This window comes from Streptomyces sp. DSM 42067 (assembly GCF_055792885.1).
In genome coordinates this window covers 674,741-687,767 of sequence record NZ_CM147706.1, presented here as the reverse complement: position 1 = coordinate 687,767, position 13,027 = coordinate 674,741, and the positions used below count along the sequence as shown (strand labels likewise).

The 13,027-nt window shown below is 72.0% G+C and carries 11 protein-coding genes; 3 read left to right on the top strand and 8 right to left on the bottom strand.

Annotated features, from left to right (window positions below; all coding sequences use genetic code 11):
* Window positions 1–67: 67 nt before the first annotated feature.
* The gene (pdxR, locus tag ACSMXV_RS03470; protein ID WP_473176219.1) at window positions 68–1,582 is read right to left on the bottom strand and encodes a MocR-like pyridoxine biosynthesis transcription factor PdxR; all 1,515 of its coding nucleotides are present in this window, start codon (window positions 1,580–1,582) and stop codon (window positions 68–70) included.
* Between the two features lie 136 nt (window positions 1,583–1,718).
* Between pdxR and ACSMXV_RS03465 the strand changes: the two genes are divergently transcribed.
* Both ACSMXV_RS03465 and ACSMXV_RS03460 read left to right on the top strand, forming a co-directional pair.
* Entirely contained in the window at window positions 1,719–2,549 is an 831-nt protein-coding gene (locus ACSMXV_RS03465) for an L-histidine N(alpha)-methyltransferase (RefSeq protein ID WP_473176218.1), read from the top strand.
* Window positions 2,546–2,914 (top strand): hypothetical protein, encoded by a 369-nt coding sequence (locus tag ACSMXV_RS03460; RefSeq protein WP_473176217.1) that lies wholly within the window; start codon window positions 2,546–2,548, stop codon window positions 2,912–2,914. Before ACSMXV_RS03465 ends, ACSMXV_RS03460 begins: the two co-directional genes overlap by 4 nt.
* A gap of 318 nt (window positions 2,915–3,232) precedes the next feature.
* Here ACSMXV_RS03460 and ACSMXV_RS03455 read toward each other — a convergent pair whose 3' ends face one another.
* The 7 genes from ACSMXV_RS03455 to ACSMXV_RS03425 all read right to left on the bottom strand — a co-directional run bounded on the left by ACSMXV_RS03455 (window position 3,233) and on the right by ACSMXV_RS03425 (window position 12,298).
* The gene (locus ACSMXV_RS03455) at window positions 3,233–5,125 is read right to left on the bottom strand and encodes a DUF2264 domain-containing protein (protein WP_473176216.1); all 1,893 of its coding nucleotides are present in this window, start codon (window positions 5,123–5,125) and stop codon (window positions 3,233–3,235) included.
* Window positions 5,122–6,159, bottom strand: a complete 1,038-nt coding sequence (locus ACSMXV_RS03450; RefSeq protein WP_473176215.1) for a hydroxyacid dehydrogenase — start codon at window positions 6,157–6,159, stop codon at window positions 5,122–5,124. The genes ACSMXV_RS03455 and ACSMXV_RS03450 overlap by 4 nt, the downstream gene beginning before the upstream one ends.
* Before the next feature lie 116 nt (window positions 6,160–6,275).
* Entirely contained in the window at window positions 6,276–7,139 is an 864-nt protein-coding gene (locus ACSMXV_RS03445) for a carbohydrate ABC transporter permease (protein WP_473176214.1), read from the bottom strand.
* Complete coding sequence (locus tag ACSMXV_RS03440) at window positions 7,136–8,125, bottom strand: carbohydrate ABC transporter permease (RefSeq protein ID WP_473176213.1); 990 nt, start codon at window positions 8,123–8,125, stop codon at window positions 7,136–7,138. The genes ACSMXV_RS03445 and ACSMXV_RS03440 overlap by 4 nt, the downstream gene beginning before the upstream one ends.
* 73 nt (window positions 8,126–8,198) lie before the next feature.
* Entirely contained in the window at window positions 8,199–9,533 is a 1,335-nt protein-coding gene (locus ACSMXV_RS03435; protein WP_473176212.1) for an ABC transporter substrate-binding protein, read from the bottom strand.
* 92 nt (window positions 9,534–9,625) lie between these two features.
* Window positions 9,626–10,957, bottom strand: a complete 1,332-nt coding sequence (locus ACSMXV_RS03430) for a substrate-binding domain-containing protein (protein WP_473176211.1) — start codon at window positions 10,955–10,957, stop codon at window positions 9,626–9,628.
* 120 nt (window positions 10,958–11,077) lie between these two features.
* On the bottom strand, window positions 11,078–12,298 hold the full coding sequence (locus tag ACSMXV_RS03425) for a D-alanyl-D-alanine carboxypeptidase family protein (RefSeq protein ID WP_473176210.1): 1,221 nt from the start codon (window positions 12,296–12,298) through the stop codon (window positions 11,078–11,080).
* 275 nt (window positions 12,299–12,573) lie between these two features.
* Between ACSMXV_RS03425 and ACSMXV_RS03420 the strand changes: the two genes are divergently transcribed.
* Window positions 12,574–13,017: a cupin domain-containing protein gene (locus tag ACSMXV_RS03420; protein WP_473176209.1), complete on the top strand. Its 444-nt coding sequence runs from the start codon at window positions 12,574–12,576 to the stop codon at window positions 13,015–13,017.
* Window positions 13,018–13,027: the final 10 nt, after the last annotated feature.

Here is a 13,027-nt window from a genome sequence, read left to right as displayed (position 1 = left end):
AGGAAGGCCCCACCGCGACGGGGGAACGCGGCGGGGGCTCGTCATCGGGTGCCCGGTGACCGGCCGGTCATGCCTGCATACGAGGACCGGATCGGGCCACGCTGCGCAGGCCGTCTCCGATGGCCGCCACACCCTCGCCGATGAGGGTCGTCGTGGTGGCGGCATACCCGAGGACGAGTCCGGGTCGATGGGGGAGTTGCGTGTGCCATGAGAGCGGTTGCACCTTCACGCCCCGCGCGAGCGACGCCGTCGCCAGATCGGTGTCGTCGAACTCGGCGTCGAACGTGACCGTCAGGTGCAGGCCCGCCGCGGCGCCGTGCACCACCGCCCGCGGAAGGTGCCTCCCGATCGCCTCGATCATCGCGTCGCGGCGCCGGCGGTGGCGCTTGCGCAGCAGGCGGAGATGGCTCTCCAGCTCGCCCGACTCCATCAGCCGCGCCAGGACCAGCTGCGGCAGTGCGGCATTGCCGAGGTCCGTGAAGCGCTTGGCGCTCACGAGGGCCTCCCGGTACCGGGCCGGCGCGACCACCCATCCCGTACGCAGGGCCGGCGCGAGGAGTTTGGAAACGCTGCCGGCGTAGCAGACGTGCTCGGGGAGCATGGGCTGCAGTGCGGCGACCGGAGGACGGTCGTAGCGGTGCTCGGAGTCGTAGTCGTCCTCGAGGACGAGGCCGCCCGCCCGCGCCCAGTCCATCAGTTCGCGCCGCCGTTCGCCGGTGAGCACCACCCCGGTCGGGAACTGGTGGGCCGGGGTCAGCAGAACGGCGCGTACGCCCGTGGCGCGGAGTTCGTCGACGCGGACGCCCGCGGAGTCCACCCGTACCGGTGGAGTGCGCAGCCCCTCGCTGCCCAGCTGCTGGCGGGCGCCGAGGGAGCCCGGATCCTCCACCGCCACGGCCTCGATGCCGTCGCGACCGAGCACCCGCGCGACAAGCCCGAACGCCTGGGCCGTGCCGGCGACGATCAGCACGTCACCGGGGTCGGCCTTGATGCCGCGGTTACGGGCGAGCCAGTTGGCGACGGCGAGTCGCAGCGCCGGTGTGCCGCGAGGGTCGCCGTATCCGAAGTCCGACGCCGACAGTTCCCTCAGGACGGTGCGTTCGGCGCGCAGCCACGCCGCCCGCGGGAACGCGGTGAGGTCCGGGACACCGGGTGACAGGTCGATCCTGGCGGGCATCGCGCGCAGTGTCTCGAACACGTCGGGGCCGGGCGCGGCGGCGAACGGGGTGCCCGGTGCCGGGGGAGCTGCGGGGGCCGGGGCCGGCGGGGCGACCGTCGTCCCAACGGGGGCGGCCACCACGATCGTTCCGTTGCGGCCGTGACCGGCGACGTGCCCGTCCTCGATCAGCCTCTGGTACGCCTCGGTGACCACTCCTCGAGAGACCCGCAGATCACCGGCCAGAACCCGGGTCGCCGGCAGCCTGCTGCCGAGCGGCAGACGGCCGTCCGCGATGGCGCGCCGCAACTGCCCGGCCAGCCACTCGGCGCGCCCGCCCGCCGGAGCGTCGTCGATGTTCAGCTGCAGGAAGTCGGACCCCGGCGTTTTGGACCTGTTGGGAGCGTCATCTTTGGACCTGTCCACAGAGCCATTGTGGCAGCAGGGTGAAGGCATGAACACAACGGCGCAGCACTCCGGGGCTGTTGGACGGCCGGGCACGCGACGGCCGGGAACGCGACGGCCTGCCGGCGGCCGCGATGAGGAAAAGCGGGGGCAGACGATGACCACAGTCGGTTACGTGCACGGTTACTCGGCGCACGAGACGCGCCGCCTGGGCGACCAGGCGGACACGCTGGCGCAGTTGCTGCATGCCGGCACCACCTATCCGGCGGGCAGCCGGGTGCTCGAGGTCGGCTGCGGCACGGGCGCCCAGACGGTGCACCTGGCGACGGGCAGCCCAGGCGCGCACTTCGTCGCGGTGGACGTCTCCGACGCCTCGCTCGCACAGGCGCGCGCTCGCGTGGCGGCCCGGGCCCCGTGGGCGCGGGTGGACTGGGTGCGCGCGGACCTGCACGACCTGCCGTTCGCCGACGCGGAGTTCGACCACGTCTTCGTGTGCTTCGTCCTGGAACACCTGCCGGACCCGGCGCGGGCACTGGCCGGGCTCCGGCGCGTACTGCGCCCGGGCGGCACCGTCACCGTGATCGAGGGCGACCACGGCTCCGCCCTCTTCCACCCCGACAGCTCCTACGCCCACGCGGTGATCGGCCACCAGGTGCGCCTGCAGTCCGCCGCAGGCGGTAACGCGCTGCTGGGCCGGCAGCTCCAGCCGCTGCTGACCGGCGCCGGCTACACGGACGTGGTCGTCGGCCCGCGGACGATGTACGCCGATGAGACCTGGCCCACGCTGGTCGACGGCTTCACCCGGAACACCTTCATCGCGATGGTCGAATCCGTCCGTGACGAGGCACTCGCCGCGGGCCTCACCAACCGGGCCGACTGGGACCGCGGCATCGCCGACCTGCACCGGACCGCGGCCGACGGGGGTACGTTCCTCTACACGTTCTTCAAGGCCGTCGCCGTGAACCCGGGAGCGGGGCGGCCGTCATGACCGCCGCACTCATCGCCCTGGCCCTGCTGGCGCTCCTCGTCTGCGGTCTGGAGCCCAGCCACCGCCGCCGGCCCCACCCGCGGCCCCGCTTGTACGGCAGCGCGGACGGCGAGGACCGGGACGCCGTACGGGTCCGCGACGAACTCCGGGCCGCGGCCGATCGCAGCTCCAGGGCCGCGGCCGACGGCGGCTTGGGGACTGCGGCTGACGGCGGCTTGGGGGCTGGGGCCGTCGGCGCCTCGGGGGTCGGAGCTGACCGCACCTCGGCTGTCGGAGCCGACGGCGGCTCGGGGGCTGCGGCCGACGGCGGGTCGCATCCGACGGCAGCCCCGGGGCACGAGCCGACCGTGGCCCGGGGGACGTAGCTGACCGCAGCCCGGGGTTCGGAGCCGACCGCAGCCCGGGGTACGGATCCGACCGCGGCCCTCGGGGGCGGAGCCGACCGCGGCCCGGGGTTCGGAGCCGACCGCGGCCCGGGGTACGGAGCCGACCGCAGCCCCGGGGCCGCAGCCGACCGCAGCTCGGGAGCCGCGAGCGACGACAGCGCCGACCCCTCAACCCGCGCCGGCTCCGGGTAGCACGTATGCCCAACCATGCCCGGGCAAGGCGAGTTGCCCGGACCCACGCCCCGCCTGCCGCGCCGCTGCGCCGCCATGCCACCCGAAGGCCAGGCCTCCCGAAAACTAGGCCTCCCTCTGGTCGACCTCCAGCGGATCGAAGCCGACCCGGGTGAGGGACCCGTCCTCCGCCCACCGCACCTCGATCCGGTCCGACTCGACCACCACCACGGTCACGGCGGCGGACAACGGCGCCGGATCGGGCTCCGCCGAGAGCGTGGCCAGGGCGGCGTACAGCCCCGTACCGTCCGCACCGGCCGTGAGGCGCGGAACGTGCGCCCAGCGGGTGAAGGCCGTGCCCTGCGGCGCGCGGACCTCGTCGTGGTCGGTCCAGCCGTACAGCGGGTGGAGCGCGGACACGAGGGGCTCCTCGGGCCCGGTCGCCCAACCCGTCTGCGTGACGTGGGCTCCGGCAGGGGCGCCGATCACGCGGTGCACCCGCAATTCGTACCGTCCCCGCACCACCGTGACGCTCTCCACCCGCAACCCCGGCACCATAGGCGGGCCCGAGACGAACACCGGAAGGTGCCAGGAGGCCGCCCAGCCCCAGCCGTCGCCGTGCCCCGCGCCCAGCGGCCGGATGCGGCGGCGCACGCTGCGGACCCCGGCGACCTCCACGGAGAGGTGGTTGTCGTGGACGTTGGCGGTCGCCGTGGGCCCGGTCCGTGTCGAGTACGCCTGGCGGCCGTAGTGCGGATCGTCCGCGGCAGCCGACTCACCCTCGTGCGGGCGGACATGGTCGCTGCCGTGGTTGTGCAGTCGCACGATCCCGTCCGCGCGGGTGCTCTGCACGAGCAGGCCGGGAGCCGGAAGCGCCAGTACGCGGTCGGCGTCCTCGCTGGGAGCGCTCTCTTCGGTCGCCGTCCACAGCGGATGGTCCGCGGGGGCGAGCAGCGACACGAAGGCCTTCGACGCCCAATACGGCGACGAGGGGCCCGAATAGGTCTGCAGCGTCGCCTCGTGCGGGCCGTGCCAGCCCAGCGTGAGCAGGCCGTCCTCGTCGACCGCCCCGCGGTCGAGGAAGTAGCGCAGAGATCCGCTCAGCAGCCGCCGCGACGCCCCCGGTGTGAGCGGGGTATGGCCCGTGACCGCGCCCAGGCCCACCGCCGCACCCGCGGCGAAGCGGTACGACAGCGAGCGTCCGTAGTGGAGCGGGGCGCCGTCGGCGCCGAAGAACAGCCCGAAACCCTCCAAGTGCTCGCGCAGCCGGGCACCGTAGAGCACCGACATATCCGTGTCCTGCGCCAGGTGCGCGTGGAGCACGGGATAGAGGTGCAGAGCCCAGCCGTTGTAGTGGTCGAAGGCGCGGCCGTCGCCGTCGGCGTACCAGCCGTTGCCGCGGTACCAGCTCTCCATCAGGTCCAGGGCCCGCTCGTGGGCGCGGGCCGTCTCCGCGTCGCCGCGCCCGACCGACTCCAGGAAACCGGCCACGGTGAAGGGGAACAGGTACCAGTTGTTCGGCGCGGGGACATGGCGGATCGCGCCGCGCAGCCACTCCTCGGCCCGGTCCTGCACGTCCGGCTCCAGCCGGTCCCACAGCCACGGCCGGGTGAGCCGCAGCCCGAGGGCCACGGAAGCGGACTCGACCATCGGCTGGCCCTGCACATCGTGGTCGAGGATGAGCGGCCAGGACTCGGCGTCGTCACGGCCGGGGGTGCGCGTTCCCGCGGCGATGCCGTCCGCGTACCGGTCGAGCCACCCGTGCGGGTCCTTGCCGTCCGCGCCTGCCACGCGGAACGCGGCGGCGAGGAACGTGCGGGCGTAGCCCTCCAGGCCGTCCGACCGCACACCCGACCGTGACGGCCTCCCCGGCAGGTCGAGCAGGGCGCCGCCGGGCGTGGCCCACCGCCATGCGGCGCGCAGCAGTCCGTCGGCCGCGGCTTCCCAGTGGGCCCGGGTGTAGCCGGTGTACGGGCTCAGTTCACGGTCGTCTTCGGGGAGTTGCAGCGGCGAGCTCATGCCAGGAATGCCAGCCTTTCGCGTCGTACGGGATGGGCGAAGCCGTCGCCCGCGGCCCAGCGGCCCGCCTCGCCGACGGCCAGCTCGGCGAGCCGCCGCCACTCGTTGCCCTGGGAGCCGGCGAGATGCGGGGTGAGGAGGGCGTTGTCGCAGTCCCACAGCGGATGGCCGGGCGGCAGCACCTCGGGATCCGTGACGTCAAGAACAGCACGGATCCTGCCCTCCAGCAGGAGATCCGTGAGCGCGTCCTGGTCCACGACGGCGCCGCGCGCGGTGTTGATGAGCATGCTGTCCGGGCGCATGGCCGTGAGCAGTTCGCGGCTGACGAGCCCTCGGGTGGAGGGCAGCAGCGGGGTGTGGACGCTCAGGATGTCGGACTGGGCGAAGAGTTCGTCCAGTCCGACCGGGCGGGCACCCAGTGCGGTCACCTCGTCGTCGGGGACGTACGGGTCGTGCAGCAGGATCCGCAGATCGTACGGGCGGAGCAGGTCGATCACGCGGCGGCCGACGAGCGAGGCGGAGAGGATGCCGACGGTGCGCTGGTAGTTGCCCACGCTGGCGGGCGTGTGCAGCCAGTTGTCGCGCCGCCGGTTCGAGCGGAAGTCGCGGGCCCGCTCCAGAACGCGCTTTCCGGCCAGCAGGATCATCGCGACCGTGTACTCGGCCACCGGGAGAGCGTTGGCAGAGGCCGCCGACGACACCTCGATGCCGCGCTCCCAGCAGGCATCGGTGATGTGCGGTCGGACCGAACCGGCGGTGTGTACGACGGCACGCAGCCGGGGCGCGGCATCGAGTACGGCCTTGTCGAGGCGCGGGCAGCCCCAGCCGGTGACGAGGAGCTCGACGTCCGCGAGGACGGTACGGGCGCGCTCGGTGGTGAAGTCGTCGAGTACGGGCAGCGGAGCGAGGTCGCACACCTCGCCGAGCGCGGCCAGGGACGGCGGATCGAGGACGGCCGCCGCGGCGTCCCGCGACATGGCGAGGGCGGCACGCGGACGAGACCGGGCATGGGTGCTGGCTGCTGCGTTGGGCATCTGTCTCCTGGAACTCCGTTCCCCTGGAAGTGCTGTGTCTCTTGGAACTGCCGTCTCCTGGAACCGCGGGAGTGCTGTGGACGGTCGGCGCATGTGGAACCACGGTCCCAGTGCGGCTATTTGACGGACCCCGCCGTGAGCCCCGACCGCCAGAACCGCTGCAGCAGGGCGAAGGCGAGGATCAGCGGCACGATCGCGAGCAGCGAGCCCATGATGACGACCGGGTAGTACTCGGGCGAGACGGTGGCCGAGCTGTTCCACTGGTAGAGGCCCAGGCTCACCGGATAGAGCTCCTGGTCGGAGAGCATCACCATCGGCAGGAAGAAGTTGTTCCAGATGGCGGTGAGCTGGCAGAGGAAGACGGTGACCAGTCCGGGCCCCAGCATCCGCAGTGAGACCCGCAGGTAGGTCGTCAGTTCGCCCGCGCCGTCGACGCGCGCGGCCTCCAGGACCTCGTCCGGTACGTAGCCCTGGCTGAAGATCCGCCCGAGGTAGACGCCGAACGGGTTGAACAGAACGGGGATGAAGACCGCCCAGAAGGTGTTCACCAGGCCGGCGCCCGAGGCCATCAGATAGAGCGGGAGCGCCAGCACGGTCTGCGGCACCATCACCGCGGCGAGGACCAGCCCGAACAGCTTCTCCTTGTGCCGGAAGCGGTACTTGTCGAAGGCGTAGCCGCAGGCCACACTCACCAGCGCGCCGACCGCGGCGCCGACGACGGCGTACAGCAGGCTGTTGACGTACCAGCGTCCGTACAGACCGCCGTCCATGGCGAACAGGTCGCGCAGATTCTGCACGAAGGAGAAGTCGCCGAGCGACAGCAGGTCGCTGCCGAAGAGCGCGTCCCGGTTCTTGGCGGCTGCCAGCACCAGCCAGAGGACCGGCAGGAGCGTGTAGAGGACGGAGAGGGCGACCACGACGTTGACGGTGGAGCGGCCCAGCAGGCCGGGACGCAGCGCGGTGGTGTGGGATGCGCTCATCGGGCGTCCTCCCCGGTCGAGTTGGTGCGGTTGGTCCAGCGGGTGACCCCGTAGGAGAGGGCGATCGTGCAGATCAGCAGTACGACGGAGGCGGCCGCGGCCAGGCTGTAGTTGTTGCGGGTGAACGCGGCATCGTAGATGTACATGCTCGGCGAGAACCGTGAGTTGATCATCGGTGAGGACTGGCTCAGCAGCATCGGCTCGGTGAACAGCTGCAGCGCCCAGATGAGGGTGAACATCGCGACCATCACGATCGACGAGCGCACCAGCGGCGTCTTCACCAGCAGCGCCGTACGGACCGGCCCGGCGCCGTCGACCACCGATGCCTCGATGACCTCGCGGGGGACGGCCTGCAACGCGGCGTAGAAGATCACCATGTTGTAGCCGAGGTTGCTCCACAGCGCGATGTTCACGATGGACGGCAGCACGGTGTGCACGCCGAGGAAGTCGATCGTGATGTCGGCCTTGCCCAGCAGTTCGATCACCGGGCTGATGCCGGGGGTGTAGAGATACAGCCAGATGAGGGCGGCGATGATCCCCGGCACGGCGTGCGGCAGGAACAGTCCGAGCTGCGCCCAGGACCTCAGACGGACCGCACCGGAGTCGAGCAGCAGGGCCAGCGCGAGGGCGCCGATCACCATCAGCGGGATGTAGATCAGGCAGTACAGGGCGACCGTGCCGAGCCCCGACAGGAAGGTCGGGTCGGTCAGCACGGCGGCGTAGCTGCGGAGCCCGACGAAGACGGTGCGCTCGGGGCCGAAGCCGAGCCCAGGCTGGTCGTCGCTGAAGAAACTCAGCCATACGGCGGTCCCGACGGGGATCAGGAAGACCGTCAGCAGGAGGAGGAAGAACGGCGTCATCAGGACGCCGACCGCGGCGAGTTGACGGCAGCGGGCGGCCTTGCGGGAGCCATGCGCGACCGCGCGTCCGGAGCGGGCGGCGCCGCGGGAAGCGGCCGTGGCGTGGGACGGGGCTGTGGTGGTCATGGGGATGTCACCTGCCTTTCGAGCGGGCGCAGGGAGAGGAGAGGGGCTCCGGTGCTCATGGGATTCACCGGGCTCACGTGCTGTGCTCGGTGGTGGACAGCCCCAGCGCCTTCAGGTCGGGCATGGTGCCGTCCTGGGCCGCACGTACGGAGCCGATGAGCGAACCCTGGCCGCCGCTCGCCCTGGCGAAGCCGTCCTGCATGACCCGCTGGGTCGCCGTCATCCGAGGGCCCCAGACCCAGCCGTCGCGGATCGCGGCCGCCTGCTCCTCGAAGAGGGTGTAGATGTCCTGACCGCCGTAGTACGAGCGGTCGAAGGCCTTCCGGCCGACGGCGACGAGATCCGGCGCGGCCGGATACTGGCTGCTGGTGCCGCTGGACAGACGGGCACGGAGCGCGTCGGGGTGGGAGACCTGCCACTCGATGAACTCCATGGCGGCCTCGGGGTGCTTGCTGTCCTTGGTGACGGCGAAGGTGGAGCCGCCGTGAGTGCCGACGACCGGCCTGTCCGGGTCCCACTGGGGGAGTGGTGCGATCTTCCACTGGCCCTTCTGGGCCGGGCGGGCGTTCATCTGCGCACCTGCCTCCCAGGCGCCGCTGAGCCGGGTCAGCACCAGCCCTTCCCCGATCTGGGCGTCGCTCTGCCGGCTCTCGACCGCGTTCATGAAGACCATGTCGTCGTCGACCAGCCGCTGCCAGTACGCCGCGACGCGCCGGGTCGGGTCGTCGGCGAGCGAGACGTTCCAGGCACCGTCGCGGGTGTCGAACCACTGGGCGCCCGCCTGCCAGGAGTAGGCCGCGAACTGCATCGCACCGTCCGTGGGGAAGAGCACGAGCCGCCGGTCGCCCGCCTTGCGCCGCACCGCGCGCGCCGTCTCCGCGAACTCGTCCCAGGTGCGGGGGACCTCGAGGCCGTACTCGTCGAAGAGATCGGTGCGGTAGTGCATGACCATCGGCTCGACGTCCAGCGGGACGCTGTACTGACGCCCCTGAAATGTCGTCAGGCCCAGTGCCTGGGGCAGCAGCTTGGCGCGCAGCCGGTCGCTGACCAGCGAGGTGATGTCCCGGGCGACGCCGTCGATGGCGAAGCCGGGCACCTGCGGGTACTCGATGGTGGCGACGTCCGGGGCGTTGCCCGCACGGGCGGCGTTGCTGAGCTTGGCGTAGCCGCCCTGGCCGCCCGAGGGGATCTGCTGGAAATCGACCTGGATGCGGTCGTGCGTACGGTTGAACGCGTCCACGACCTCCTGGCTGCCACGCAGGGCTGACCAGAAGGTGATGCGTGTGGTCCTGCTGGTGCTGCGCGATCGACCGCTTCCGTCGCTTGCGCTGCAGGCGCCTACGGCACCGGTCAGCGGCAGGGCGGTGATCGCGGCGAGCACGGATCGACGGCTCTGTCGACCGGACATGAGTGCCTCCCGCGGCTCCTCTTCGAGACACGGGAATACTGATCGCATGAACGGTCCGGGTCAATAGATCGATCAGAAGATCGTTGAAACGGTCAAACGCTCAGTCCAGAACGGGAATCGGCAGTAACGGGAATCGGCAGTGCGGAGCCGCGCACCTTGAGCTCGGGCAGCAGCTCGATCCTGCGCGCCGGCTCGGGTCCCGCCGTGTGCGGCCGCGTCAGCCGGTACAGCAGCAACTCGGCGGCCGCACGCCCGATCGCCGCCTTCGGCGGGGCCACGGCCGTCAACGGCGTACTGCCGAGGGCGGCAACCACGTCGTCGTACGCGACAACGGAGCAGTCCTGCGGAACCTTCACGCCGCTGTCCATGAGGTGCTGAACGAGCATCAGAGCGTCGACGTCGCCGTGCAGCAGGGCGGCGGTCGCGCCGCGCTCGCGCAGCAAGCCGGCGAGATCTACGTGCGTGTTGTCGGCTGCGGAAGCGGTGGCCTCGCCGGGGGATGTGCCGGAGCCGTGGGCAGGGACCGTGCGGCCGCCGTCCGGTGCGGGGGCGCCCTGCGTATGTGCCCCGTCGGCCGACGCGCCGGTGCCGCTGGACGAACCCGCGCCCCCGCCGGCCGAAGTCATGCTGCTGCTGGACGAGTTCGCCGGCCCGAGGGCCGCGTAAGGGCCCGGGCCACCCAGCTCGGGCACGGCATCCGGGGAACTCAGGGTGATCGCCCAGTCCTCGATCTCCGGTCGCCGGGCGGCGATGTCGGCGAAGGCCGCGCGGATGGCGCGCGCCGTCGGGCTGTCGTTCCGCGCGGCGAGCACGATCCGCCGGTGACCGAGCGAGACGAGGTGGTCCACGGCGAGATGGATCCCGTACCAGTGGTCCGAGCACACCGAGTCCAGCGCGTGGAGCGCACTGCCGGGCCGCGGCCGCCGCTCCATCAGCACCGTCGGCACGCCCAGCTCCGACAGCCAGCCGTAGTCCGCCTCCTCGGCGGCGGCGCTGCGCCACCGAGGAGCGATCAGCAGCCCGCGCGCGCCGCCCGCCAGCGCGCGCTCCACCAGAGGGCGTTCCGCCCCGGGCACCTGCGGCGCGATGTGCAGGGCGATACGCAGCCCGGCCTCCTCGAGGACCGGCCGCGCGCCGTGCAGCGTCTCGAAGAGATACGAATGGCGCTCCGGTACGACCAGGGCGACCGTGTCACCGTCCGCGGGCGGTTCGTCGGGCGCCGCGCTCTCCTCGACGGGCACGGCCGATCGGGCCACCCCGTGTCCGCGGCGCAGTTTGCCGGCCCGCGCGAGCTCCTCGACGTCCCGGCGGACCGTGACCACCGAGACGTTCAGCTCAGCCGCGAGATCGGTGACGCGGACCGCGCCGCGCGATTGGACAACCGCCAGGATCCGTTGACGCCTCAGTTCGACCGGCTCCCGCATGACGGCCCCCTCGCCGAGTCCGTGCGCATTGTGCGTTTGAACGCTTTGGGGCGCAGCATAACGATCGGTTGCCCCTCGTTGTCCACACACGGACGCGGCCGGCCATCGTGGGTGTGCCGGTCATGCAGGCTCCCCGCCTCCGGCCTGCTGCTTGTTCCGGCGCCGGACCATCACGAGGACACCGGTCGCCAGCGCTCCCGATACCAGGACGGCCGAGCCGGTGCCGGCGATCGCCAAGACGGGCCAGGCCGTCTCCCCGGGGCGGCCGCCCCCAGGCTTCTCGGCCCTCTGGTGCTGCGTGGCCTGATCGGTCGGCTCGGCGGCGGCCGGGCGCGCCGCCGACGGAGGCAGCAGTGATCCGACGGGCCTGACGCCGCCGCCCACCGCGTCGAACCCCCAGTCCAGCAGCTCCCTGGCCTCCTCGTACACCGCCTGCCCGTCGTCCGACTGGGGGTTCATGACCGTCACCAGCAGGGTGCGCCCCTCGTGGCGGGCCGCCGCGATCAGGGTGTATCCGGCGTTGCTGGTGTATCCGTTCTTGACGCCGATCAGTCCGGGATACCGGCCCACACCGTCGGCACCGGTGAGCAGCCGGTTGGTGTTCATGATCGGGTACGAGTACCCGTCACCGGGGAAGTCGGCTTCGGCGGTCGAGCAGTACCGGACGAAATCCGGATCCCGCAGCCCTGCCCTCCCGAAGACGGCAAGGTCGTACGCGGAGGACACCTGCCCCGGCTCGTCATAGCCGTCGGGGGTCACCACGCGGGTGTCCCGGGCGCCGAGGGCGCGCGCCTTGTCCTGCATCTGCCGGACGGTCGTCTCCAGCCCGCCGTTCATGGCCGCCAGCACATGCACGGCGTCGTTGCCCGACATCAGGAACACTCCTCGCCACAGGTCCGCCACCCTGTACGTCAGTCCGGGCGAGACGCCGACAAGGCTGCTGCCGTCGCCGACGTCGGCGAGTTCCTCGTCGGTGGCCGTGTGGCGTCGGCGCGGGTCGAGATGTGGGAGGACGGTGACGGCGAACAGCGTCTTCAGCGTGCTGGCGGGCGGCAGTCGGCGATGGGCGTTGCGAGCGGCGATCACCTCACCCGTGTCCGCATCGGCCACGAGCCAGGACAGGGCGGACAGATCCTCGGGCAGGTCCGGTGTGCTGCGGGTGGCCCGTACCTTCGTCCCCGGTCCGTCCAGCAGGGAACGCGGGGGAGCGGGCCGGGGTCGGGGAGGCGCGGGCTCGGCCGCGGACAGCGCCGCCGCCGGCGCGGGCAGGAGGACGAGCGCGCCGGTGGCCAGGGCCACGGCGCGGATGACGTAGGAGCGCAGCAAGTGTCTGACTGCCATTCAGCCACCGTAGGAAGATGGGGCGAAGTTCGCAGATCGGCTTGATCCGGGTGGCTGCGTCCGGGAGGGGGACGGGGTGGGGGTTGCGGCCTTGCCCGGCCGCGGCCGGCGGGTGGCCGCCACAGCCCGGCCGGAGGGTGCGCCCGAGGGAAGCTGTGCGCGGTAGCCGTACCGAATCGGCAGGAGGACCGCAGAACGCCTCGCCTCTGACCCCGCCGGGGGGGATGATGGTCCGTCTGCGGCGCGCGGAGAGCCCCGCGTAGCAGACTGTGCCGGTGACCAAGAGAGAACGCCCGGCCCTGGCAGAGCAGTTGAACCTGGAGCCGCACCCGGAAGGCGGATGGTTCACCGAGACGTGGATCGCCCGTCACATGTTCCGGCCCGACGGCTATCCGGGCCCCAGGCCGGCCGCCACGGCCATCTACTTCCTGCTCTGTCCGGGCGAGGAATCCCGCTGGCACACAGTCCGCTCGGACGAGTTGTGGCTGTGGCACCGCGGCGGGCCGCTGGATCTGTTCCTCGGTGGGGACGGTACCGAGCCGGGGAGCGAGCCCGAGACGGTCCGGGCGGGGCCGGGCATTGAGCAGGGGGAGCGCCCGCAGGTCCTGGTGCCGGGCGGCGTCTGGCAGTCGGCGCGTCCGGCAGGGGACGAGCCGGTGCTGGTGAGCTGCGTCGTCGCGCCCGGCTTCGACTATGCGGACTTCCGCCTGCTGGACTGAGCCGAGGCTT

What these genes read in the sequence shown, in the direction of transcription:
- ACSMXV_RS03465 (WP_473176218.1), top strand. Translation starts at nt 1,719, where the DNA reads ATGACCACAGTCGGTTACGTGCACGGTTACTCGGCGCACGAGACGCGC.
- ACSMXV_RS03460 (WP_473176217.1), top strand. Translation starts at nt 2,546, where the DNA reads ATGACCGCCGCACTCATCGCCCTGGCCCTGCTGGCGCTCCTCGTCTGC.
- ACSMXV_RS03455 (WP_473176216.1), bottom strand. Translation starts at nt 5,125, where the DNA reads ATGAGCTCGCCGCTGCAACTCCCCGAAGACGACCGTGAACTGAGCCCG.
- ACSMXV_RS03450 (WP_473176215.1), bottom strand. Translation starts at nt 6,159, where the DNA reads ATGCCCAACGCAGCAGCCAGCACCCATGCCCGGTCTCGTCCGCGTGCC.
- ACSMXV_RS03445 (WP_473176214.1), bottom strand. Translation starts at nt 7,139, where the DNA reads ATGAGCGCATCCCACACCACCGCGCTGCGTCCCGGCCTGCTGGGCCGC.
- ACSMXV_RS03440 (WP_473176213.1), bottom strand. Translation starts at nt 8,125, where the DNA reads ATGACCACCACAGCCCCGTCCCACGCCACGGCCGCTTCCCGCGGCGCC.
- ACSMXV_RS03435 (WP_473176212.1), bottom strand. Translation starts at nt 9,533, where the DNA reads ATGTCCGGTCGACAGAGCCGTCGATCCGTGCTCGCCGCGATCACCGCC.
- ACSMXV_RS03430 (WP_473176211.1), bottom strand. Translation starts at nt 10,957, where the DNA reads ATGCGGGAGCCGGTCGAACTGAGGCGTCAACGGATCCTGGCGGTTGTC.
- ACSMXV_RS03425 (WP_473176210.1), bottom strand. Translation starts at nt 12,298, where the DNA reads ATGGCAGTCAGACACTTGCTGCGCTCCTACGTCATCCGCGCCGTGGCC.